Raw genomic sequence first — 22,586 nt, forward strand, 5'->3', positions numbered from 1 at the left:
ATTGAAACAGCTTCGGCCGTTTACTGAAGACTTTAGCTATGAAAGGTACCTGTTGAAGATTGAGGAAGTGCTCGAATGTATAGACACAGCAGTGACAGAAGGAACTCCATACTCACTTGCGCGTTTCGGCCACGCCGAAATTGCCGAATTGCAGGAGTCCCCCGAGCTATACAGGGGAATGGAGTATTACCGGAAGTATAATGGTGTAACCAGGGGGAATTTAAAACAGGAGCTTGTGGAAGCATTTAAATCCTGCACAACCGCCGGTATATTGCCTACGCTTGAAGATATGTCTGGTGCTGAGTATTCAAGGCAAGCATTTCGGAATCTCGGTCTAGAGTTCTACACCATATGCTCCGCATGGATCACTCATCATATGACAAGGTTTCCTTTCTTTTGGGGCTGGGTTCGACCATATCGACTCGTACTAGTAGGGCGACGTGCGGCGGAAGCGGCACCTATTTTTGCAAGCAAAGGCGTTACTGTAGTGGACACGGTGATGCTTTCCGATTATGAACAATTGGAGCAGGCTTATCAGCATTTGTGCCAAGTCGGCGGCTGGGATATCGCGTTGATCGCTGCTGGAGTGCCGGCGACGCTGCTTGCTCCCCGTTTGGCGAATGCTACCGGCAAGGTAGCTATTGATTTCGGCCATGCGCTTGATTTAATCATCGACGGAGAAGACTTTGATTTCGAGGGACTTGTTAAAAGGCTGAGGTGATCGTAATGAAGGCAGAAGTTACCGTATTGATTCCAACCTATAATGCCGGAAATTATCTGCAAGAAGCGATGGAAACGGTGTTCAAACAGACTTATGAGGAATGGAAAATCATCCTGATCGACGACGCCTCCAACGATGATAGCATCGACCTAGTGAGCCATTATTTGAAGGATAGCCGGGTGTTTTACATTTGGAACGAGCGCAATATTGGACAATCGAAGAGTATGAATATCGGTCTGGAGGCGGTTACAACTCCTTATGTGGTACAACTGGATGCGGATGATTGGTTTTATCCATATACGATTGAGGTACTACTGGCTGAGGCACTTAAACAGCCTGAGTATGTTGGGCTGATCAGTGGTAACATCAATTCTCTCTTTATGGACAGTAATGGAAATATAACGGAGAGTGTCATCAAAAAAAATCGCTCATTTCATGATAAATATGATTTCCTTAAGTCGAATCTATCGCAATGGCCTAGATTTTATCGGACATCGGCATTAAGGGATGTTGGAGGATGGCCAACGGACGATCCGTTTGAAGGACGGTATATGGAAGATAAACGCGTATTGATGCGGTTAATAGAAAAGTACCATTTTCACTGGATTGACGCCCCTCTCTATATCCACCGCCGACATGAGCATAATCAGACGAACTTGCTGGACATTTACAAAGAAATCACTGAGTGGAATGTGCGCGACGCTTTGAAACGCTGGGGAGATGAGTTCGATCCAGTGTTTGTAACTGACAACGGCTGGCTGAAAGTTGACTATCTGAAACCAAAAGCAACACGGATAGGTTAACCTAATCATTTTTAAGAGGTGCATGTTGATGTCCTATATAGAACTAAATACAAACCAATTAATGGATAGAATACTATACTCATTAGACAATCAATTACCGCTTTCTGTCATATCCGTTGGAGTTACCGAAACCCATGTCTTGGCTCAATACGGCTTTTTCTCCGAAGAACAATTTATGAATAACCCGGAGGCGCATGTTGCTAATAACTCTTTGGTTAAAAGAGGCCACACTCATCGCGGGATAAGGTTTCCTAATATCGAAGCACGTAATGAAGCGTTAGAAGCTGTGAAAAACGCCGACATTGTAGGTATCTGCATAAAAGTATCAAGAGCAGGCGAATTAACCAGAAAAGTATTTGAAGTCTATGGTTTTACCCCCAGATACGTATATGAAGCATACACAAGACGAGTCATAATGATATCTCAACAGCAAAAGTTTCACCAAATGCTAAGAAACAAAAAAATTATCATTATTTGCAGCTATGCTGATGAAGTAAAACATGCCCTCGATAAGGGGTTGAAAGAACAGTTAAATTTTGAAATTACAGGCACAATAATGATAGAGCAATATGAGGACATCCCTAGAGTAAAGCAGGAAATGACCCAATATGAATTTGACTTATGTTTACTCGCGGCCGGTATTAATGCAGTCATTCTCGCGCCCTATATAGCTAAAGAACTTGGGAAAGTAGCCTTTGATATTGGCCAAGGTATGGAAACTCTTATTACCGGCAAAATCGAGGGTGTGGAGTGGCTTTCTGGACAGATTGAGTTAGATAGATTCTTAGAAATGTAAAAATATAAAAAGATCGGCAGCATGGACCGGAGGGCTACCAGTTTTGTTCGATAGACTATGTGTTTGGGCTGCGATAGAGGATGGTGACATGGTTAACGAATAGTTGCAACAAATCTGGACGAAACGAATTGCGGCATACAAGGAGAGCTGGGAGACGATGAAGGTTTGGTGCGCCGATCAGGGGCCGTAGCCTAGCCGGAAACCAGTCATTCGAAGCAGCGACCGCGGGGTAAGACAAAATGGGGCGGTGCCGTTGAAGGGTCACTAAAGATGCCGCTCTCCAAACGACGATAATACAACCAGAAGCCAGTGTGATCCCATTGTAGGGTTTTGAGCTTGTCCAGCATGCGGTTACAGAACAGCGCAGTGGAAAAAGGATTTATCACTTCTCCTGTACCATGTCGGCTAGACCCTCAATGGATTTACGCAAGTCGTTGGGTCCACAAGTGAACTAGACCCTTTGGAGCAGCGCCGGATTCAGCATGATACCTATAGCGCACGAAAGACACCTCAATGCGAGCCGCACCGTCCTGTACACATAGAGCTTCTGGCGAAGCAGAAGCGTTTTGACGTTTCCTGCGAGAGGACGCATCCGGATCAACTGGAGCTGAATCTGTTTAAAGAAGTGGAAGTGCAGGCCACACCTGTCGGGTAAGAAGCACCGATGGAGCAGGTCGCCTACGAGCGTCGCAATACGTCCGGCAGGCGTGAAGCGGATCCTTCACTGTTGTCAGTCGAGACGATGACGTAGGGAAGTGGCATTCCAGGAATTTCCTGAAGTCGTAGTCGCTACCATCGGATTTACCTTAAGCGCTGACACAAGGTGCAGAATTATTACTCACATCAATCTGGCTTACATTTTCATATGAACCAGTAGGCAGGTAGTCAACTGAATTCATAAAACCAGAACAATTCTTAAAAAAGACTTGTCCTTATCGATTATTATTTAGTGATATGATACTTGTCCAATGACACAAATGTGCCTACATTGTAGTATTGCGACACAAAACTTGGCAAGAATCCTCGGACAGTAACTTAGGCTTGATCAAGGATAACGAGGTACTAAACTGCAGCGTTAAACTAACGGGCAGTTTAGCGTGGCTGACCGACACTTACATAACTTTACATTTTCACTTTATTGCGATAATATATTAGAGAAGTAAAGTGATAAAGAATGTGGTCTTAATCGAATTCATTCGGCTAGCAATACCAAAAGGCAAAACCTCAGTTAAGAAGGGAGTTTGTTATGGTTCGAGAGGCATTAATTAACAGAAAAACAAAAGAAACAGAAATTAAACTGGAGCTTAATCTTGATGAATACAGTGTAGGCAACATCAAAACGGGAATTGGATTTTTTAACCATATGCTCACGCTTTTTGCTTTCAGGGCAGGAATAAAACTAAATGTGGATTGCAAAGGTGATTTAGAGATAGATGGACATCACACGGTTGAGGACATTGGAATATGCTTGGGGCAAGCAATCAAAAAGGCTATAGGGGATAAAAAAGGCATAAACCGTTATGGTAGTTCGCGTATACCTATGGATGAGAGCTTAGCATTAGTGGATTTGAGTATATCTAATCGCTCTTTTTTAGTGTATAACGTGGAAATGCCTTCAACACGAGTAGGCGAGTTTGAAACCGAATTAACCGAAGAGTTCTTTATCGCTGTAGCGCATAATAGCGGGATAACCATGCACATCAATTTGGAATACGGCAGAAATACACACCATATAAATGAGGCAATTTTCGTGGCATTCGGCGATGCGTTGAAGAAAGCAATTAGGATAACAGGCGATGTTATTCCGTCTACGAAGGGTACGTTATCATTATGAAAAATATATGTAAAGACGCTTGTGTGTAACAAATTGTGGGGGAGGAATTTGTTTCAATGGACATCTGCCGATTACGCTAAACGGGTACTATAGTTTAATAAAGTCAGTCTAAAACCTTCCCTAAGAAGCAAACTAGATTTAGTAGCTCTTATGGGAGGTTTTATTTATGATTTAAGCGAGTTATGGCGACTGTATGAAGCTTATAAGCATATCAAGGGGTTTAGTCCAAGTACATTGAAAGCCTACACACTTCAGTTCAAGATGCTTGTAAGAGAGCTAGGAGACCTAGATATTTCTGAGGTAACTTGTTGAAGGAATACTTGGCAAAGCAGTCCGATCGCTTGAAACCCAGCAGTCTGGCACATCGCATACGTTTTGTTCGCTCCCTGTTCCGCTTTGCCTATGAAGAGACATACTTATCATCAAACCCTTCTTTGAAGCTACGCGAACCCAAAATGGACAAGCGTATTCCTAAGTTTTTGATTGAGGAAGATGTCATTCACTTGAAAATCTCTTGCCAGTCCCTGAAGGAAAGGGCTCTTCTAGAGTTCCTATACAGTACCGGTTGCTGGGTAGGAGAGGTGGAGAAGTTGAACATCGAAGATCTGAACTGGGAGAATTGCTCCTCAATTGTAAATGGCAAGGGCTCAAAACAAAGAGAGGTTTACTTTACCACCGAATGTAAAGTGTGGTTGAAGAAGTACCTCGCGAGCCGTGAGGACTCTTGCAAGGCCTTATTTGTAACTGATACACATCCTATAAGGCGGATGGCTATTCCGACGATCAGGTGGACATTAAAACGTCTTGCCAATCGGGGAGAACTCGAAGCTAATGTATATCCACATCGGTTTCGTCATACCAATGCATGCAAGCTCCTTAATAACGGTACACCATTAGATTTCATTCAAGGCATGTTGGGGTATGAAAAAGCATCAACCACTCAAATATACGCCCAGCTGCGCGGGGAACGACGGCGAGAACTCTCGTTACTTTTAGGTTGTAGCAGCGGTTGTTGTCTTAATGATGTCACCGCTCAATTAAAGGGCAGAATTCTTCAACGAAGCGAACGCACCTGTGGTAGTATATCTGAGAACAGGAAGGTATTTATAACTGTGAGGTGTAAATTGAAGAAAACAGTATTAGTAAATACCAGTTACTATGTTGTAGAGTCAGATGATGGCAATGTTTTTCTAAAGTGGAACCAATCTTCATTCCGGGTTTTGAATCCTCTAAACATGAATTGCGGTAGATGTGAGAATTGTGGATGTTGGACTACAAATAGGGAAAAACATGATGCGATTTTTGGACTCGATGGTCGATCAATTCATAATAATAAATTTCTTTGTGATGAGTGCTTACCTCCAGACCATAGGCGGGCTTTAGAGATTACAATTCTTGAAAGTTTTGCTTGACAAGATGAAGGGTTTTATGCAAAGTTACTGTTGTTGAATAGGTGAAAAAAGCGCGAAGCGAGGAAAGGTGAAACACTCTGAAAGCGAATCGGATGGAAGCGTTTAGCGATGGCGTGTTGGCGATTATCATTACGATCATGGTGTTGGAATTTAAAGTGCCGGAAGGCCATGACTGGTATGCGCTAATCAAACTTGGCCCGAAGATTCTCAGCTACATCTTCAGTTTCGTATATATTGGCATCTACTGGAACAATCATCATCATCTGCTGCACATGGTTCGAACGATGAACGGGCGGTTGATGTGGCTCAACTTGCTGCTTCTCTTCTGGTTATCCCTTGTGCCATTCACGACAGCTTGGATGGGAGAGAGTCATTTTGCGGCCACTCCAACGGCACTGTACGGTATTATTCTATTACTATCGGCGCTTTCGTACTGGCTGCTTCAGCGTGCGATTATTAACCAGCATTCCGGCGATTCCTCAATTGTCCTGATGATGGGCAAAGACTGGAAGGGGAAACTATCTCCTCTGCTCTACTTGATCGCGGTCTTGACCGCATATGTGAGTACTTGGATATCCGGTTTATTTTTCGTACTCGTTGCCGTGATCTGGTTCGTTCCGGATAAGCGAATCGAGCATGCCCTGAGAGGCCACTAAGAAAAGCTCTTCGATTCCCGCGAGCAGGCGGGGACTGCACCCCATCTGTGAGACAGGGATCAAAACACCTTTCAAGTTAAGCGGCCAGTCGTCGGAAATCAGCCGGCGACTGGTTATTTAGTTTCGCTTGAATGCGAATTGAGTTATAGTAGGTGATGTACTCTCGAACGGTTTGTTCAACGATTGTCGTCGTTTGTACAAGTGAGCCCTTCGAGATAGAATGTTTCAGACTTTAGTGTGGAATGAAACGATTCGATGGAGGCATTATCAGCGGACGTTCCCTTGCGGGACATGGGGGAGCGGTCGTAGCGGTTGGAACGGCTGTTACTTCGGCAATGGCTAGTACAGCAGTAGGTGGGCGGTCGTAACGACTGGAGCAGTTGCAACAGGAGGCAGTAGTAGCAGCTGCAGTTGCGGCTGCACCATTTGTAACAGTAGGGGTTGTTGCGGGTATCATGTATGTCTCGGTAGAAAAATATTTAGATAAAGATAGATCGACATGCAGCACAAATCCTAGAGCAACTTGCTGATGAAAGAATCAAATATGAATAAAAGCAAAAGGAAGTTGAGAATTTTTAGTTTGAAAATCCGACAACAGGGCTGTCTCAGAAGTGGGAAGCAGTAAACCTCTGGTGGTAAATTTAAAGAAGTGCCGAAGAAGTTGTAAGATGTTAAGTCTTGGGATTGGAGCCGTACTTCGGCACGCTCCTTTCGTGTTTTTAGCTGATATGTGAGAGGGACATTGGCCGCATCCTCAAACAACAACAACAACAATAAAGGGTTTTTATCGCTATGGACCATCATTATAGTCTTCAATACACTTGTATGTTCATTCAACACTCAGCACAGCTCAGTTGCCTTGAACCATCCCACAGCTCGACGAGTCTAGTTGCAAAAGCCTCTGGGTGGCGAACCAAACATATCTGTCCCTCGGTTTTAACTCTAATGGGAGCCGCAGCCTGTATATAATTCTATGAAACCCCATGTGTGGCAACCACTCGTATCGCAGGAAACGCGCCGAAAATTGACCGTGCTCCCCGCTTCGACAAACGAATTACCTGACTGAAATATCTTACGAATTATGAGGTTATATTAGCATCCTTATCGCTTTCAATTTCCTTTTGGAATAGCTTTTTTATATACTTTGTGTTCAACTATAGACTTTAAAATGCCATTTGCAATAAGAAAAGGGAAAGACGATATCTGGAGAAATAAAGAGAATAACTCTTTAACGTCTGAAAGGTTTTTTTGACTTAGTTTTTCTGCATTTACAACAGGAATTAAGACGGAAAAATCTTTAGGGTCATTTAGCAAATTTGAATAATAAACCAAACCAAACAATATCAATTGATAAATCCAGTTGTTATATTCTAATGAGACTTTAGCTTTATCTAGAAACGCCTCTTGTTTTATAAACATTAGAAATATCATAATAGAGAAACAGGGAATACTGAATAAATAATAAAACGAAAAATATTCACTAATATAATGAGAGCTTATAGAAAATAAGAACATCAGCAAAAGAGTACTTAGGGAGATTGGTATTGCAAATAACACAATAGAACTAAGTAAAAAAAAATTTTTGGTTATATATTTTGGCTTCAAAAAAAATGGGAATGGAATTATTGTTACAAATAACAATAAAGACATAAATATCGAGTCGCTATTTTTCCATATAATCACAGAGGTAATAGAAGCGTAGAGTAAAAATAAGATAAACATTATTCCTTTAAATTGATTGAAATAACCTTCTAACTTATTGATAAGAGATATATTTTTTTCTTTTTTCGTTTGTTTTCTGCTCAGTTCAGCCACACTATTCACTCCAAAATTAGTATTACATGTTTTGTTCATAATAACTATTATAATAGATTGCCCAAAAGACGTATTCATTGCCTTCTTTTGCTTATTTTCTACATACCTTAAAAATTTTCTTTGCCTTGTTCGTGTTTGCATACAAGTAAACCACTCCATCTTAAAGAGTGGTTTTGTATTTATATATTGATGTAATATGGTTGACTTCACTTGTGTAACGTTAGATTTTGAAGGGTTACAATGAACTGGTACATATATTTATGCTCCTTAATAATAGAGAGATGGCTTATACATACTAAATACATCATAGCATAATCACTACACAAAATTACACATTTTACTATTAATCTTTTCTTTTTTAAAAATCAGTAGCTTGCCATTCTCCGACAGGATATTCTTGTCATACAACAATATCATAAAGTCTAAAAAGAACACTCATGAACGATACGGTGTAAGGAATAAAGTTCGAATTGATGAGCAACATATCAAAATAGTTGTCGTGTTAAAATGAATTTGTTTTAAGCTCATATATTACAAGGAGGTTATTTTTTGACCAATAACACACAAACACGGTATTGAAATCGAACTTGAACGTGCGGATGTGATCATTGATTTTTCTCAATCCTTCGGCAAGTCGATCGTACTTAAAAATGTCTTTAAGGGTGCCTCCGCTGAAACAATCGATGTGATGCAGTCAGAGTAACTACTCCTTTATAAGGCAACGATACTAGTACTCTTTCAGATCATTTAACGAAAATTGATTTTCTTTCGAGAGAGATGGCAACAAGGACAAGAGATCTCAGACTTGTTAGAGTGGAGGATAAATATGGAAGGTCTTTGAACTTACTGGACAATAAAATGTGGAGTGATTCTATTTCCGAGAAAATGGACTTAGGAACAGTTGAGATATGGCGATTAATCAATGTGACAAGGGATGATCACCCCATTCATCTACATGTCGCTGATTTGTAAATCCTTGAGCGCCAAGCTTTTGAAGTTGCTCATTATCATGCCACTGGAAATCTTAAGTTTACAGGGCCAGCTGCTCCTCCTGAACCTAACGAAAGAGGATTTAAAGATACGATCCCTGCTTCCGCTGGTTACGTTACCTCTTTTATCGCGAGATTCGATCCTTTCGCAGGACTTTTTGTATGGCATTGTCACATGCTTGAGCATGAAGATTAAGAGATGATGAGGCCATTTGAAATCCTGAAGAAGAGAAATCGACTTGGTAGTATCCTAATGAAGATGATTTACCCTTCACGGTTCAAATGAAGAGATCTGGGTTTCAACAACTTGAACCAAATGAAAACGGATTTATTGAGAACTGGCACTTTTTCACCGAAGATTTGTTGCAAATCAATAAGATGGAATTAGTGCAGGGCGAATGGATTGTACCGAGACGTGGGCAGGAAGGACTTATTTTTGATTTAGGATGGAATGAGGCCACCACGAAAATACATGGCAGCCTCATTAAGCTATGTTGTTCCGTTCCAATTCAGGAAATTTAGTGAATGCTAATACGGAAACAATGGCGTACGTCCCCCGAACAGTGATGACTACAACATAATTGACTCCAAATCATTTTAGGTTACAGGTTGAAGAGATTTTTTTACTTGTTGCTGCCAAAAGGAAATTACCTCTTTTGTATCGGCAACCATTCCAAAATATGTATCAACGGTTTTTAAGGTCATATCATGTTCTTCTTGAGAAAAAGCAGCACAGGCATCTCTCATGAGCACAATACGATAATCTAACATAAAACCGTCTCTTGCTGTTGATTCTACACAAAGGTTTGTACTAACACCAGTCATTACAAGTGTTTCAATCTTAAGTGTCTGCAAAACAGATTCCAGCCTCGTATGAATAAAACCGCTATATCGATGTTTCTTTACAACAATTTCATCTGGTAGTGGAGCAACCTCGAAAAATTCTGCTCCCCAGCTTCCTGTATGGCAAATAGGATTTATACCATCCTTAAATCGAGATAGCCAAACTTCCGAATCGGTCGCTTTCTCATGGTTAGTTTTTAAGAAAATAACAGGAATAGTATGCTCCCGTGCCGATTGTAACAGGCTGTGCAAATTAGGCATCATTTTCTTTACTGAGCTAACATCAATTCCGGTTTTTGCTATTGCTCCTTCAACATGGCAGTAATCATTTTGTACGTCCACCACGATGACAGCAGTATTTTTCAGTTCTAGGTTCTCTTTCAGTTTATCCAGCGTGTTCACCTTCTTGTGTCTGATTGTCCTTATTAAATCAAAGTCCATTATTCATGCTTATTTTCCCATTTAGATGCAATTATTATTACAAGTGTATTAATATTCAGTCCGGAATTCCCAAGGTCTCAGACGTTGTCGACCAATTCAAGCAAGACAATATAGCCGTAATCACATAAGCTAGCTATGATGAGACTGCCGTCATGAATTGGCGGCCACGTTACGCTAACAGAAGGGATAAAGGGGTAATACCATATTAGGGTATTATGGAGTTATAAAGAGAAAGGAAATATAGTGATGATTATGACACAAAAAGAAATGCTGTTCACTGTGCAATCACAACTTGCTATTGACCTGAATTGCTCAATCGATGACCTGAACGGCGAAAAGGACAGCATTATTTTTGTTGAAGCTAAAGAAAATCCTGGATGCAGACTATTTCCGAGGAAGGCACGTTATTTCGAAATCCTGTCTATGGGAAAATCAATTGTAGTATCGGCTACGCCCGAACGGCTGTTAATTGCTAAAACACAGATGCAGGGCAAAAACAGGGATACCATATTCAGCTTACCCTTTATCAGAGGTCTTTACTTGCATTTTTTTCCTGATGTAAAAAGAATAAAGTCAGTGTCACCGCCGAATTTTTTTTCATTTGAACTGATTAAGCGAGAGGAAGTGGTCAGTTTATTTGATATTACAAGATTCAATGAAGCTATTATATATGATACCAACCTTCCCAAGCAGACTGATCTAGCTGTGCTTGCAAAGCAAGATGGGGAAATAGTTGGTGAGGCAGGAGCAAGCAAAACCTGTGCTAAACTATGGCAAATTGGGATAGAAGTATTACCTAAATATCGTAATTTGGGATTGGCTAGTTATCTTGTAAACAGGTTAACTTTTGAAATATTGGAACGTGGAGAAATACCGAGTTATGACGTAATCGCCAGTAACATTGATTCGCAGAGAATGGCTCATCGATTAGGATATTTTCCCGCATGGGTGTCTGATTGGCGATGCAATTTTGAGGGACTTGAACAGTATGAAGCTTCACGGGAAACAATAGATTAATTAAACAATTATCGGCAGTTGAGGGTACTGAAGAAGAAAGCAATAGTATGATTGAAGTTATCAAGGCTAATTGTTCCGTATCCAGAGGGTTTACTTTAGAGGTTCTCAGTTAATGAAATGGGGACCTAGACACTGTTAAACGTTTCTGTTATCGATGAGTTAGGAAATGATGTTACGCCTAAAAAGCTTGTTGATGAAAAAACTCATAAGTATCAGTAATTTTTACCACATGACTAACACAATACTCGGCACATTCTTGAAGGTTCATGGTATAAATGGGCTATATATTACCGCAAATGATTGGCTGATGTTGAAAAGTATAGGAATACATATCGATTGCGAATCTTCCCTTGTATAACGCGGATTTGGATCGTGGAGAGGGACCAGACCCAGTTATGCAATTTCGTGAGGCGATTCAAAAGGCAGCGGGCATTATCATTGTTAGCCCAGAGTATAACTCAGGAATACCGGTGGATTGAAAAATGCACTCTATTTTCCGTTTATTTAAAATAACAAGTCAAATTTTAATCATACTAAAATTAATCATTCACCTTGAATTTACCATATACGATTATTGTGACACTTTAATAGGCATAAGCATAGGATGTTATGTCAATTAAAGGTAGGTATGAATGGAGGTTTTTCTATGTATTTGATTAACCCATACTGGCATAGATCCGCGTTTACTCCAATTTGGTCTATTTCTACCCAACAAGCACTTGAATTAATAAGAGAAGCAGTTCAAGGAGAACGGAACGATGAGCTATTTTATGATCAACTCATTAGACTTGCACCTAATCCCGAACAAGCCTCAGTTATTGCTTCCATTCGAAATGATGAACGGGGACATAACCAAATGTTCCGACAGATGTACAGAGACCTAACAGGTTACGAAGTGACAGGCGTTAGTAATGAACAGCCTGAACAAGTAAAATCTTATATTGCGGGGTTACAAAAGGCTTTTGAAGGTGAGTTATCAGCTGTTGAAAAGTATCGGAAGATATGGTTTGGTCTACCTTCTGGGATTTATAAAGATACGGTTTACGGAATAATCCTTGATGAGCAAAAGCATGCAGCTAAATATAATAACTTACTTATAAGGAATTTAACTGGGCAGCACTGACAAATTTCCATACAGGAAGGATACTTGACCGCTTTAATTGGAATGGTAGATAACGGCGTGCTCAAAGGCATTGCAGAGGATGTTGAAAAAAGATTGATTTGCATGTATAGATCAAGCAGCATTATCTTAACATATTTCAACACATCCTCGACTGACTTCACCATATGAAACAATTGAAGGTCATATTGCATAATGCCACTGATAAAGCTCATAACGGAAAAGACCTTGTCATACCGACAGGGTCTCTTTCTTTTTCGGTCATATTCATTCTCTCAGAAAAAGTTAAGGAAATTTTCATGATCATTTCAGAGAGGTACAGCATAATGAAACTTATTAATTAAGAACACAGTAGTTCTCTCAGCGAGATAATTACATTAGGAGGCATCTAACATGAAACAATCCAAATGGTTTAAATGGCAGGTTGGTATGATTGCTTCGGTAATTGCAGCTTTTCTCTTCCATGAAGTGAAAGCAAGTTCAGCATTCGAGCAAGCGACGACAGCTGCCAAAAACGGCACCACGGATCCAAAGATCTCAGCGAATGCTGGGACAGAAGATTATATGGATCGTTGGGCTAGTCAAACAATGTCCGGCACTAGCGACACGAACGGTGCTTATGGCTTAACTAACCCGGGCTCCAAGAATAACCAAAACGATTTATCCGGCAACACGGAGAGACGCTCGAGCCACAACTCGGACACTTTCTCCCGCTCAAAGACTGGGAGATCGTAATCGTCGGCCTTCATGTCATTTTTGAAAAGAGGGATAAATGATGACGTCCACGAACGTTACCCAATTTAATATGCCTGGTCAATATGAATGTAGCTTCCACGCCATGAATACGTGGATCGAAGTGAAGTTTCAAGCTGCGGAGAATGAGGCAGAGAATTTGATCCTCCTCGCGAAAAACTGGTTTGAGACAGTTGAACAGTGCTTCAGTCGATTTCGGGCGAATAGCGAGTTGTGTTATCTGAATCGGTCAGCCGGCGAAACGTGTATGGTGTCGGACCCCATGCTAGAGGTATTGCAGCTCGCAGAGCTGTACCGCATCAAGACAGATCACATATTCGAACCCTTCGTATTGCAAGCGCTGAAAGAAGCGGGCTATTGCGAATCGTTCGAGCTGCTCAACATAGACAGGCTGGATTCGAGTCAGTTCCGCGACTGCCATACTCAAACTTATCCATTTATCGCCCTCGATGTTAAGATGAAATCCGTACGTCTGCCGGCGGGCTTGCATCTGGATCTGGGCGGAATCGTCAAAAGCTGGGCGGTTAAACGCTTCGCCTCTTATATTCGAAATAAGCGTTTCGTAGAAAAAGGCCTCTTAAACGCGGGAGGAGATCTTCTTGCATGGAGCTCTGATGAAGAGAAAATACACCAATGGTCCATCGGGATCGAAGATCCCTGGAACCCAAAGAAAGAGCTTGGCGTAATTAGTCGCAACGAGATGGCAGTCGCGACCTCCAGTACACTAGGTAGACAATGGACCAACAGCCAAGGAGCTCAGCATCATCTCATCGATCCGCGCACGATGCGGCCCAGTACGAGCGACACGGTGCAATGTACAGTCATCGGGCAAGACCCGATTGAATGTGAAATCTGGTCTAAAACCATTTGCATTCTGGGCAGAGAGGAAGGAACAAAGTTGTTGTTGGCACGTGCTCCCGGCTATGAAGCACTAGTGTTTACGGAAGACTGTCAAAGTCATTTCTATGGGAAAAGCGATTTATGGAAGACGGTCGATATTGATGAATATCATATTACGATTTAATCAGAAGGGATGGGAGGGACCACTATGTTACAAACTATAATTAACTTACCGATATGGCAGATTATTCGTTCATTAGGTATCGTATCTTATTTGTTTCTTGCCATCGGGATTTGTCTCGGGATATCCTATCGCATGCCAATCCTGCCTGTAACTTGGAAAAAAAACATGTACAAGCTCCATAACTTTTTTACACTAGCAGGTACTGGAATCGGTTTACTGCACGGCACTATTACAGTGATCGATGCATATATGCCGTATACTTGGATTGAAGTATTGATTCCCTTTACATCTAAGCAGCACCCGATTTTGAATGGGCTCGGCACGATTTCCGGTTACCTCATGCTGATTGTGATCTTCACAACGGACCTCCGCAATAAGCTGAAAAAGTCTGTCTGGTTCGTCCTTCACTTAATGGCATATCCGTCATTTTTCATGGCCTTCATTCACGGATATTACTTGGGTACGGACACCAGCAATTCTGCGGTTCATGTGATGTATCTCGTTACAATAGCTGCTGTATTAGGTGTATCCGTGGTTCGCGGCTTCGTTCACGGCAAAGCTGGCCGCTCCCAATCATCCTTGATTCAGGAACATAGGTAACAACAAACGGTGCATGTTTTTGATCGACGAAAGCTGGTGGTGAGCGTTTGGCTATTGCTTGTTGGAAACACAGCCGATATAGCAGTTAGGAAAGACTACTTTCCTAAGAAGAACAGAGGTCTAGGGGAATTATTCATATCTAAACGGAGGCAAGATAAAGTGAATACAAAGGAAAAAGAAGCTGGCAGGCTGAACCAGGAATGGATACCAAAAAAGGAGCGACTAGGAATAAGCGTAGCGTTTGTTTTAGCTGTTCTGCTCGTGCTTTGGCAGCTTAAGGGGTTATCACAGATTTCTTTAGAAGCTCTGCATAACAGACAGTTCGAACATACGTTTAAAAATTTTGGATCGTATGCCAGAATCGCCTTATTTTTTGTACTGGCTTATTACGTGCTTCTCTTTGTTAAGAGACGGCGTATAGGGGATGGTGTAGTTCATGTGAAAAAAGGGCTTGCCACATTACTGCGCTTTGCTCGCAGATGGCACACCCCATTGGCGATCATTGCTATTGCCTTTATCGTACTTCATACAGTTGCTGTCTTTATGTATGGCTTTAAATTGGATTTTAATAACTTAAGCGGTTTGCTTGCCTTGCTGGTTCTTCTTCCTGTTCCCGTATCGGGATTATTACGCTATCAAAGGCTGGATCGTAAGTGGCATTTACGGTCAGGGCTAGCATTTGCTGTGCTATTTTTAGTTCATGCTTTCTTATAAATTAATTTTCTTCTATGTAAATGCGTTTGCATTGATATGGTCAAATACATTGGCTTATCTATTATGTTGAGATTAACGATTACTGTAAAAAATTATTTTTACTGGCTTCGAATAAATATTTGATGCATTAAATTGAATCGATAAAAAAAGAATACAATGAGGAAAAATTTGCTAGGGTATGGGAAAATGTTCGGTCTCGAGATTATGATATTCGTTGCTTATAAAACGTGTGAGGTACACAAATATGCTTCATTATATGTTGTAAAGGGAGAGAGGAGAGTGATTGTACAATTATTAAATGGGAATCTATAAAAACTGAACTATTAAAAACCCCCTTGAAATAAAGTGGATAACATTGACTATACTCTGATCCAATACTAATATATTAACACATTTATTATCGATGCTGGGCGAGACTCTAGGGGAACAAATCAGACGAATTCCTTTTGAATAAAAAATCCCTATGTTCTTTAGATAGGGTAGGAGAAGGGTTGATCTAGGGAGTTTCTTGCCAGAGCCCCGGTTTTATTTTATGTATCCTTTCTTACTATAGCTTGGGTTAAAGGAGTTCATGGCAAAAAAAATCCCTATACTAATCGTAAAGGGCGAAGAATGTGGTTGCCACCTTATTTATATGTCAAGTGTATAAAAAGTGTGCTAGACAGATGTCGAGTGTCAAGAATATAGACCGATAAAAATCCGTAGAAGCTGCGGATTTTTATTTTATCGGAACAAATTCTTGTCAATTCTGTATGTCAAGAATCTGTTCTGATTACCGTGGAGAAGAGAAGAATAGATAGGATTTGCCGCGAAACTCTGGGGATCACCGAATTTTATTCTTTTGAGTTAGGAGTAGTTGTGCTTAATCTTGGTAGTGCTTCTGGGATTATTCAGCCTGTTCGTACCATTCAGTTATGAAAAAAGAAGGTGGATTGTATGAACGTCATCTACAGTATCATAGATCAGTCGCAAATCATGTTCATCGCCGCCGTCACGTGGTATTAGCTTTGGAAATATGCAGAAAGGATTATCCTAGCTCATTCCATTTTTTTTATTAATTTAACCATTTTCATAAGTAATATTCGAACAAAGTTATGAACTGGAAACGTACATGTTTACGCGTTTTTCTTAAATGCGCAATAGGACACCCCCAAATGATCGCAACAGTTGCAGAGTCGGCCTCATAGTGACCGTAAAAACTGTACAGGATGTAGGCAGTGAATGTCCAGATGTGAAAATCTCTTCTGTAATATCCTATTCATGGTCCGTTCATATTCTTGATCTACAATCGTTGATGTAAGGCAAGAAAGTTACGACCTAGAACAAACTTGTTAAGGTTTAGAAGAGGAGTGGTACGAAAATGCTTGGATTTATGCTCTTTTAAGTTTTAATCAACAGTGTATATATGATCTTACAGATGGTGAGTAGGACCGGATCGACAGCTATGCAGTTCCACGATCCTAATCGGCGCCATCATTTTTATTGTAAGTATGAAAATAACATCATATGGAGGACTTCTTATGTTAACTTATGCTATTATCTCTATGACATCGGCCCTCATTTTTTATACCATAGGGGTGTGGAGCGAAAAAATTCAAGGGACATTAAAAGGATGGCATATCGCTATTTTTTGGATTGGATTAATTTGCGATTCCATTGGTACAACGCTGATGAGCAAAATTGCCGAAGGAGGATTTGCCTTCAATTTTCATGGAATTACAGGACTTCTAGCCCTCTGGCTCATGTTGTTCCATGTCATCTGGGCAACGATTGTGGTCATTCGTAAAAATAAAACGATGCTTCTAAAATTCCATAAATTCAGTCTCATTGTTTGGATTCTCTGGTTGATCCCTTATATTTCAGGACTTATTTATGGCATGATGAGATAGTATTATTCATTTACTCCCGTACCTTTTCAAGGTGGGAGTTTTTCCACTTTGCAAGTTGAGGCTCATTTTCATAAAATCAACAGAATCGTTGTGTTAAACGGTTCAAATTCTTGTCATCCGACAGAAAATGAAGAATGTATGTCGGGTGACAAGAACCTTATCTCATTCCCGACGGATGGCGGGGAGCGATTTGTGGATTGGAAATCGGCCAAGGGAATTTGTGGAAATAACATTAGATACTTTTTAAGGATTACATGCTACCCGTGTACGTTCTCTTAATTAATAATTGGAAATAATGTAAGTAGGAGAACGCAGCCCAAGCGAATGCATGGAAGCGTCCTTTTTATTGAACGGGCAGTTATGCGCAACAATTACGGGAATGCTCGTCTAATGTGTATCATGGTGGATATGCATGCCCCAATTAAATCCTGATGGCTGCGTCGATTGGAGAACAACGGAGAACGCCGCGATAAACGACTGCGTTGGCGCAACGATCTAATCCGGAGAGCCGTATTGGACGACGGAGCGGGAGTAATTACATGAGACAGGATCGGCTTGCCGTCCTGTCTCTTTTCGGTTAGGTCAGAAGGATTGACATTAATGGAAAGGGATGGGATAATGTATTATAGATCAAAGATAGTCAAAGTCAGGAAGAACTAATCTAATAACACGAAGGGAATGGTCCTAAATGGCAGATAAGAACTTCATTTTTCTTGGCGGTTCAGTGCTCACGAACTACGGGCTGATTACAACGATTGATACAAACAACAAAGCGGTTGTTGCGGCGGCTGTAGCTGCATCGGGCGTGCTGCGCGGCACTACCGACTCGACGAACTCGACTTCTTCCGAAAGCGTCGGAGCGGTCTTTGCTGAGTTCGAGCGATATCTGAAGAGCCTTGAATTTGATTATGAAGTGACGGTAAGCGGTCGACGCCTTGAATGGTGACGTTGAGAGGGGAGTGCGCTGCTGCAGCGCGCTCCTTTATCTACAGTCCGCATTGTTCTAATGTATAAAAGTTAATCTTACAGATAACGATTCAACTAACATTGTGAAACAGCGGCAGCCGAACATCAGCTGCCGTTTTCCGTTAAAGTAATGGGCAGGAATGTTTAATAAATGGTTTACGTCTTATAAGATGACGATTTCTTTCTGAAGAGTGAGGATTTCAAAATGAAAAAATCGAAATTAGAATTCAACATGCGTTTGAGGGAAGGTTATCCGGGGCCTATATATTTTGCAGATTTTATTATAGACGGACAATCCTTATACAATATGTATGCTAAGGAATTCGGCTTTGTATCTTGTTTGGGGTGGGGAAGTGAGGAATTTCAGCAAGAACAAATTTCAAGGTTATTACTATTGAGTAAGCCAGATTTTTCAAATGGAAAGAATTCAATATATATATGCCCTGCATGTGCTGATTTGGAATGTGGGGCTGTATCTTTATTTATAGAGAAGACAAAAGAAATAATAACTTGGTCTTACATTGATGGTAGAGGAGAATTATTTGATAAGCAATTAATGTTCCATTTTGATAAACAAGATTATATTGAACAAATAAAATGTACATATGGATTAGGTGGGTTTAAGTTTCCTTGGGACAAATAAACCCTTCACTTCTTATTAAACAAAACGAACAGAAGAGTTCGATATATGTGAATGTGACGCTGTCAATTGAGGTGAAAAATGGACATGGTGGATATAAGTATGACTTTAGAAGAACTTGAAGTGGAAAATTGGGGAGATCCTGAAAATGGAGCCACTGGTTTGATTAGAAAGTGTCTTGCATTACGAAGAAAACCTTTAAAGGGATTTCACCAACGATGATCTTACTAGAATGATCCTTCAGAAAATTTCTCTTAAATTGTATTATGCTCTCTTGATTCCTTCAGAAAATTTCTCTTAAATTGTATAATATGCTCTCTTGATGGTTAAGGAGACCGACTTGGAATATTCTTAAGTCAATCGATTGAGTATTATACAAGTATAAGCGAGAACTGTCCAATGACACAAAAGCGCCTACATAAACCAATCCGAAAAAGCTTGATTACTCAGGACTTTAATATTTTTATGTAGGGAAATTTGTGTCATTAAAAAATGCGCAAATTTCCCTACTTTGTAGTATTGTGACACAAAACTACCTACATTGTAGATCTCCGAAACTTGGCAAGGATCCTTGGACAGTAACGGAGACTTGATTAAGGACTAGTAAGAAAACTAGAAGCTCTGGATACTTCTGAGGTTATGTTAAACTTGTTTACAGGAATACATGCGATAACAGTCCCCTTACGAGACTTTCATTTTAAAGATGGCACCCTCTGCTAAGCGCTATATGCTCGATATCGTCAGCTACTAATTAATTAGAAGATTTAAAACCGGCGAGTGCATTGGCATAAAGTAGGGGCTTAGCGACCTGATTGAGGTAAAGGGTTTTCTTTTTTGCGTATAGGGCAAGCTTATGATCAGGTAAAATATTTATTTCCAGTAACCACAAATCACCTTTTGTATCGAGCATCATATCCAAGCCTACATCAGCATAATTACCACCTTTGGATTCAAATATCTTGCATGCTTGAATACAAATGTTTACCATGCGTTCATATGTTTCAAGGCTTTTATTTTTGCTTAGTCCGTACGCTTTTTGCAGAGCAGATAAAGCATCTGTTGCATATCCGGCATTTGTGAAGTTTGTAACGATACCGTTTCTCTTGCCAAAACGACCAATGATAGCTGTACAGGACCAATGAAGCCGTTCATTTTTTTGCATAATTACTCTAAAATCGATGCCTCTCTGTTTAAATCGCTTGATATCTATCGCTTGTTGTACAATGTAATTTCTCTTTTGCATGAGGGTAGACAAAAAGCGGGATGCATCCTTTGACTGGATATGTTTGATGCTATAAGCGCTTTCCTTTTTATTATTTTCAGGGAAAATAAATTGATATCCTTTATTGGACTTAGCGACTTTAACAATTCCTCTGGACATTTGATCCATTGTCGGTTTCAGATATACAGCACCATAACGTGACAGCATTTCATCTAGATCGTTTCGGTTGTGCAATTGTCTTGTATTCGGTAAATGCTTGCGGATGGCTTGGTTTGGAGAAAGCCATTTCCATAAGTCCCATTTATTGAAATGCTCTCCGAGGAAGTAACCGTTAAACATACGGGAACCGAGTACCTGGGAGAGAGCTTGATATGTTGTTGGTTTCAATTCTGCCCTTCTATATAGAACGGTTGGATAGGGGAAAGTGCCGTAGGTCCATTGGGACGTACCCGAAGTGCCCTGGCGGGAATAAAAATAGCCTTTAATTTTCTTTGGTTTTATAGAAATATCGTCTGCACGACAGATGTAAACAAGGCCCTTTATTTGTTCATAAGAACGTAAGTAGTCATTAAATGATTTTAATTTACCTTTTGAAATGCGTTCTCCTGGTTTAAATCCAACGATGCCGATTACAGGCCCAATATGGACGTTATTTCCTTTAATGATAATCTTATATTTCAAATTGGGAAGACTCAACCCCTCCAGTGATTTGGACGATATGCCGATGGTATGGGCTGGCAAGCTTTGAGCTTTCTTCACCTTTAATAGCCTACTCCATCCGCCAAGATGAACCTTTACAGCCTTGGGAGGAGCAGCAAGCCTTCGATAAAAATCGTTGCTTACGAGTAAGCAGTCACTTTCGGCATGATTTATCTTCTTAAGATACATAACGCTCATCTCCGCTTTCCTTTCAATGAAATGCTCCTTCCAAAGCCGGCAAGCTTCTTGGCATATAACATATTTGCTCTGATCGTTTTTAAGAATATATGTTTTTCACCTGCATCCAGAGCAATGGTATGGTTAGGGTTGTTGTGATTAACCTCAATGAGCCATAATCTTTTTTGGGTATCAAGGGCAAAATCAAAGCCGATATTCCCAACATGAAGACCTGAGGTCTCCAGCTGTTTAGCAATGTGAAGCGCACTTCTTTCCATTTTGCCACGAAGGGTTCTGATTTCTGCTTCTCCCATTTTTAATATTTTTTTAAGCGTTCGCGTGCCTTCCTGAGCGGTCCCACCCGCAGATATGTTACTGACAATATATTTTCTAGGCCCATACCTGGAATAGATCCCCATCCATTGCCAATTACCGTTCTCGTCTTTAACTATAATGACCCTGAAGTCAATCAGGCGATCGTTGAGCGAAATCAGTTGTATCCTTTCCTGTAGTAAATATTGACTATGATGAGTTTGCGTTTTAACGAAATTGCCTAGCTCGCGAACGGTACCAAATTGTTTTTGTAATGTCCCGTTATAAGTGACCACAATTTTATTACGTTGTTTTGATAGTTTGAGAATATGCTTTCCTAAGGAACCACGTATCGGCTTCATATATACTTCCGGACATTGATTGAACATTTGAGCAATATCCTGTGGTTTGTGGTATAACACGGTTTTAGGCAAGAGCTTTCGGATGGATGCGTTTTTTGAAAGCACTTTGTGCATCGTCCATTTATCAAGGTGATAATCATTAAAAATCGTTTTACCCAGGCTATTGTTTAAATGAGTAATCAACTGATCATTTGCTGATGACTTATTCAATATAGATGCTGGATAATGGTATTGACCGTACCTCCACGTACGTTTGGAGGGAATATACATATAACCGCCAATCGTCTTATCCCGAAGGTTAACATCTCCCGGGGAAAAGACCAGTATCGAGCCTCCAATAAGACTATCCATCTGAACATAATGCAATAAGCTATCTGTTGGCACTTTGCCTCTAGTTCTATCCACAAGAATACCTATATAAGGACCTACTGTAAGCGTAGATTTATACTTATTGAATTGAAAGGTACATTCCTCCGGTATTTTTAGCTTGTGAAGACACCTAACGGAGGCGATAATCTGGTTGGCTTGAACATTTTTTGAGGTTAGAATTTTTACAGGAACGACATTGATGCCATATTTGAGCAAAAGGTTCTGATTGGGAACTAACTTCCAATGCTTAGCAAATGAGTAAGGAACCAGGATAGAATCCTTCGAAATGGAGGAACTGCCGCGAAACTTCATCATGGTTAGGATACTTTCCTTCCATAGAGTAATGATCTATGCATTAGTTTATGTACATTTTCACTGAAGTTTCACTTTTGTAAATAATTGGGCGTTGTAG

Annotated in this window: 25 protein-coding genes and 2 pseudogenes; 21 read left to right on the forward strand and 6 right to left on the reverse strand. The window is 40.5% G+C overall.

The window, feature by feature from the left end; translation table 11 throughout:
• The first annotated feature begins 1 nt into the window (after window position 1).
• Genes QMA13_RS17760 through QMA13_RS17770 form a run of 3 tightly spaced genes read left to right on the forward strand, consistent with a single transcriptional unit; the run spans window position 2 to window position 2,320 of the window.
• Window positions 2–721 carry a GT-D fold domain-containing protein gene (locus QMA13_RS17760; RefSeq protein WP_282943035.1) on the forward strand — a complete coding sequence of 240 codons (720 nt, stop codon included), beginning with the start codon at window positions 2–4 and terminating at the stop codon, window positions 719–721.
• Between the two features lie 5 nt (window positions 722–726).
• On the forward strand, window positions 727–1,524 hold the full coding sequence (locus tag QMA13_RS17765) for a glycosyltransferase family 2 protein (protein WP_282943431.1): 798 nt from the start codon (window positions 727–729) through the stop codon (window positions 1,522–1,524).
• 28 nt (window positions 1,525–1,552) lie between these two features.
• Window positions 1,553–2,320: a GT-D fold domain-containing glycosyltransferase gene (locus tag QMA13_RS17770; protein ID WP_282943037.1), complete on the forward strand. Its 768-nt coding sequence runs from the start codon at window positions 1,553–1,555 to the stop codon at window positions 2,318–2,320.
• Between the two features lie 206 nt (window positions 2,321–2,526).
• Here QMA13_RS17770 and tnpB read toward each other — a convergent pair whose 3' ends face one another.
• The gene (gene tnpB, locus QMA13_RS36640; RefSeq protein WP_481858190.1) at window positions 2,527–2,706 is read right to left on the reverse strand and encodes an IS66 family insertion sequence element accessory protein TnpB; all 180 of its coding nucleotides are present in this window, start codon (window positions 2,704–2,706) and stop codon (window positions 2,527–2,529) included.
• A 74-nt stretch (window positions 2,707–2,780) separates the two neighbouring features.
• Here tnpB and QMA13_RS17775 point away from each other — a divergent pair, with 74 nt between their 5' ends.
• The 4 genes from QMA13_RS17775 (at window position 2,781) to QMA13_RS17790 (ending at window position 6,222) form a co-directional block, all read left to right on the forward strand.
• Window positions 2,781–2,975, forward strand: a complete 195-nt coding sequence (locus QMA13_RS17775; RefSeq protein ID WP_282943039.1) for a hypothetical protein — start codon at window positions 2,781–2,783, stop codon at window positions 2,973–2,975.
• Between the two features lie 591 nt (window positions 2,976–3,566).
• Window positions 3,567–4,154, forward strand: a complete 588-nt coding sequence (hisB, locus tag QMA13_RS17780) for an imidazoleglycerol-phosphate dehydratase HisB (RefSeq protein ID WP_282943040.1) — start codon at window positions 3,567–3,569, stop codon at window positions 4,152–4,154.
• Window positions 4,155–4,459: 305 nt separating this feature from the next.
• Entirely contained in the window at window positions 4,460–5,566 is a 1,107-nt protein-coding gene (locus QMA13_RS36410) for a tyrosine-type recombinase/integrase (RefSeq protein WP_349254216.1), read from the forward strand.
• Window positions 5,567–5,643: 77 nt separating this feature from the next.
• Window positions 5,644–6,222: a TMEM175 family protein gene (locus tag QMA13_RS17790; RefSeq protein WP_282943432.1), complete on the forward strand. Its 579-nt coding sequence runs from the start codon at window positions 5,644–5,646 to the stop codon at window positions 6,220–6,222.
• 76 nt (window positions 6,223–6,298) lie between these two features.
• On the opposite strand, the pseudogene QMA13_RS17795 reads toward QMA13_RS17790, so the two are convergent.
• Window positions 6,299–6,515, reverse strand: a pseudogene (locus QMA13_RS17795) (IS3 family transposase); the annotation flags it as partial.
• On the opposite strand from QMA13_RS17795, the gene QMA13_RS17800 reads away from it, so the two are divergent.
• Window positions 6,465–6,590 carry a hypothetical protein gene (locus tag QMA13_RS17800; protein WP_282943715.1) on the forward strand — a complete coding sequence of 42 codons (126 nt, stop codon included), beginning with the start codon at window positions 6,465–6,467 and terminating at the stop codon, window positions 6,588–6,590. The pseudogene QMA13_RS17795 and the gene QMA13_RS17800 overlap by 51 nt on opposite strands.
• A gap of 742 nt (window positions 6,591–7,332) precedes the next feature.
• Here QMA13_RS17800 and QMA13_RS17805 read toward each other — a convergent pair.
• On the reverse strand, window positions 7,333–8,178 hold the full coding sequence (locus tag QMA13_RS17805; protein ID WP_282943042.1) for a hypothetical protein: 846 nt from the start codon (window positions 8,176–8,178) through the stop codon (window positions 7,333–7,335).
• A 744-nt stretch (window positions 8,179–8,922) separates the two neighbouring features.
• On the opposite strand from QMA13_RS17805, the pseudogene QMA13_RS17810 reads away from it, so the two are divergent.
• Together QMA13_RS17810 and QMA13_RS17815 are read left to right on the forward strand one after the other, a co-directional pair.
• Window positions 8,923–9,222: pseudogene (locus QMA13_RS17810) on the forward strand (multicopper oxidase domain-containing protein).
• Window positions 9,223–9,308: 86 nt separating this feature from the next.
• Window positions 9,309–9,548 carry a hypothetical protein gene (locus QMA13_RS17815; protein ID WP_282943044.1) on the forward strand — a complete coding sequence of 80 codons (240 nt, stop codon included), beginning with the start codon at window positions 9,309–9,311 and terminating at the stop codon, window positions 9,546–9,548.
• Window positions 9,549–9,623: 75 nt separating this feature from the next.
• Here QMA13_RS17815 and QMA13_RS17820 read toward each other — a convergent pair whose 3' ends face one another.
• Complete coding sequence (locus tag QMA13_RS17820; protein ID WP_282943433.1) at window positions 9,624–10,262, reverse strand: cysteine hydrolase family protein; 639 nt, start codon at window positions 10,260–10,262, stop codon at window positions 9,624–9,626.
• Window positions 10,263–10,556: 294 nt separating this feature from the next.
• On the opposite strand from QMA13_RS17820, the gene QMA13_RS17825 reads away from it, so the two are divergent.
• The 11 genes from QMA13_RS17825 to QMA13_RS17865 all read left to right on the forward strand — a co-directional run bounded on the left by QMA13_RS17825 (window position 10,557) and on the right by QMA13_RS17865 (window position 19,036).
• The gene (locus QMA13_RS17825; protein ID WP_282943045.1) at window positions 10,557–11,327 is read left to right on the forward strand and encodes a GNAT family N-acetyltransferase; all 771 of its coding nucleotides are present in this window, start codon (window positions 10,557–10,559) and stop codon (window positions 11,325–11,327) included.
• Window positions 11,328–11,459: 132 nt separating this feature from the next.
• On the forward strand, window positions 11,460–11,546 hold the full coding sequence (locus QMA13_RS36645) for a hypothetical protein (RefSeq protein WP_481858227.1): 87 nt from the start codon (window positions 11,460–11,462) through the stop codon (window positions 11,544–11,546).
• 116 nt (window positions 11,547–11,662) lie between these two features.
• The gene (locus tag QMA13_RS36650; protein ID WP_481858228.1) at window positions 11,663–11,806 is read left to right on the forward strand and encodes an NADPH-dependent FMN reductase; all 144 of its coding nucleotides are present in this window, start codon (window positions 11,663–11,665) and stop codon (window positions 11,804–11,806) included.
• 167 nt (window positions 11,807–11,973) lie between these two features.
• Window positions 11,974–12,450, forward strand: coding sequence for a ferritin family protein (locus QMA13_RS17830; protein WP_282943047.1), 477 nt, complete (start codon window positions 11,974–11,976; stop codon window positions 12,448–12,450).
• Between the two features lie 390 nt (window positions 12,451–12,840).
• Complete coding sequence (locus QMA13_RS17835; RefSeq protein ID WP_282943049.1) at window positions 12,841–13,182, forward strand: hypothetical protein; 342 nt, start codon at window positions 12,841–12,843, stop codon at window positions 13,180–13,182.
• 37 nt (window positions 13,183–13,219) lie between these two features.
• On the forward strand, window positions 13,220–14,224 hold the full coding sequence (locus tag QMA13_RS17840; RefSeq protein ID WP_282943050.1) for an FAD:protein FMN transferase: 1,005 nt from the start codon (window positions 13,220–13,222) through the stop codon (window positions 14,222–14,224).
• Between the two features lie 24 nt (window positions 14,225–14,248).
• Window positions 14,249–14,824 carry a ferric reductase gene (locus QMA13_RS17845; RefSeq protein ID WP_282943051.1) on the forward strand — a complete coding sequence of 192 codons (576 nt, stop codon included), beginning with the start codon at window positions 14,249–14,251 and terminating at the stop codon, window positions 14,822–14,824.
• Window positions 14,825–14,983: 159 nt separating this feature from the next.
• The gene (locus tag QMA13_RS17850) at window positions 14,984–15,538 is read left to right on the forward strand and encodes a hypothetical protein (protein WP_282943053.1); all 555 of its coding nucleotides are present in this window, start codon (window positions 14,984–14,986) and stop codon (window positions 15,536–15,538) included.
• A gap of 1,520 nt (window positions 15,539–17,058) precedes the next feature.
• Window positions 17,059–17,427, forward strand: a complete 369-nt coding sequence (locus QMA13_RS17855; protein WP_282943054.1) for an HsmA family protein — start codon at window positions 17,059–17,061, stop codon at window positions 17,425–17,427.
• 688 nt (window positions 17,428–18,115) lie between these two features.
• Window positions 18,116–18,373 carry a hypothetical protein gene (locus tag QMA13_RS17860; RefSeq protein ID WP_282943055.1) on the forward strand — a complete coding sequence of 86 codons (258 nt, stop codon included), beginning with the start codon at window positions 18,116–18,118 and terminating at the stop codon, window positions 18,371–18,373.
• Window positions 18,374–18,598: 225 nt separating this feature from the next.
• Window positions 18,599–19,036, forward strand: coding sequence for a hypothetical protein (locus QMA13_RS17865; protein ID WP_282943057.1), 438 nt, complete (start codon window positions 18,599–18,601; stop codon window positions 19,034–19,036).
• A 748-nt stretch (window positions 19,037–19,784) separates the two neighbouring features.
• Here QMA13_RS17865 and QMA13_RS17870 read toward each other — a convergent pair.
• Both QMA13_RS17870 and QMA13_RS17875 read right to left on the reverse strand, forming a co-directional pair.
• Window positions 19,785–21,143, reverse strand: coding sequence for a YheC/YheD family endospore coat-associated protein (locus QMA13_RS17870; protein WP_282943059.1), 1,359 nt, complete (start codon window positions 21,141–21,143; stop codon window positions 19,785–19,787).
• Between the two features lie 5 nt (window positions 21,144–21,148).
• A complete protein-coding gene (locus tag QMA13_RS17875) occupies window positions 21,149–22,489 on the reverse strand; it encodes a YheC/YheD family endospore coat-associated protein (RefSeq protein ID WP_282943061.1) in 1,341 nt (446 codons plus the stop codon).
• Window positions 22,490–22,586: the final 97 nt, after the last annotated feature.

The sequence above is a fragment of the Paenibacillus sp. RC67 genome, assembly GCF_030020805.1.
Taxonomy (GTDB): domain Bacteria; phylum Bacillota; class Bacilli; order Paenibacillales; family NBRC-103111; genus Paenibacillus_S.

Excerpts from the sequence above, each read along its gene's own strand:
- QMA13_RS17860 (WP_282943055.1), top strand. The coding sequence starts at position 18,116 with ATGGCAGATAAGAACTTCATTTTTCTTGGCGGTTCAGTGCTCACGAAC.
- QMA13_RS17865 (WP_282943057.1), top strand. The coding sequence starts at position 18,599 with ATGAAAAAATCGAAATTAGAATTCAACATGCGTTTGAGGGAAGGTTAT.
- QMA13_RS17800 (WP_282943715.1), top strand. The coding sequence starts at position 6,465 with ATGAAACGATTCGATGGAGGCATTATCAGCGGACGTTCCCTTGCGGGA.
- QMA13_RS17875 (WP_282943061.1), bottom strand. The coding sequence starts at position 22,489 with ATGATGAAGTTTCGCGGCAGTTCCTCCATTTCGAAGGATTCTATCCTG.
- QMA13_RS17765 (WP_282943431.1), top strand. The coding sequence starts at position 727 with ATGAAGGCAGAAGTTACCGTATTGATTCCAACCTATAATGCCGGAAAT.
- hisB (WP_282943040.1), top strand. The coding sequence starts at position 3,567 with ATGGTTCGAGAGGCATTAATTAACAGAAAAACAAAAGAAACAGAAATT.
- QMA13_RS17830 (WP_282943047.1), top strand. The coding sequence starts at position 11,974 with ATGTATTTGATTAACCCATACTGGCATAGATCCGCGTTTACTCCAATT.
- QMA13_RS17845 (WP_282943051.1), top strand. The coding sequence starts at position 14,249 with ATGTTACAAACTATAATTAACTTACCGATATGGCAGATTATTCGTTCA.
- QMA13_RS17855 (WP_282943054.1), top strand. The coding sequence starts at position 17,059 with ATGTTAACTTATGCTATTATCTCTATGACATCGGCCCTCATTTTTTAT.
- QMA13_RS17805 (WP_282943042.1), bottom strand. The coding sequence starts at position 8,178 with ATGCAAACACGAACAAGGCAAAGAAAATTTTTAAGGTATGTAGAAAAT.
- QMA13_RS17870 (WP_282943059.1), bottom strand. The coding sequence starts at position 21,143 with ATGTATCTTAAGAAGATAAATCATGCCGAAAGTGACTGCTTACTCGTA.
- QMA13_RS17840 (WP_282943050.1), top strand. The coding sequence starts at position 13,220 with ATGATGACGTCCACGAACGTTACCCAATTTAATATGCCTGGTCAATAT.
- QMA13_RS17825 (WP_282943045.1), top strand. The coding sequence starts at position 10,557 with ATGATTATGACACAAAAAGAAATGCTGTTCACTGTGCAATCACAACTT.
- QMA13_RS17770 (WP_282943037.1), top strand. The coding sequence starts at position 1,553 with ATGTCCTATATAGAACTAAATACAAACCAATTAATGGATAGAATACTA.
- QMA13_RS17815 (WP_282943044.1), top strand. The coding sequence starts at position 9,309 with ATGAAGAGATCTGGGTTTCAACAACTTGAACCAAATGAAAACGGATTT.
- QMA13_RS17835 (WP_282943049.1), top strand. The coding sequence starts at position 12,841 with ATGAAACAATCCAAATGGTTTAAATGGCAGGTTGGTATGATTGCTTCG.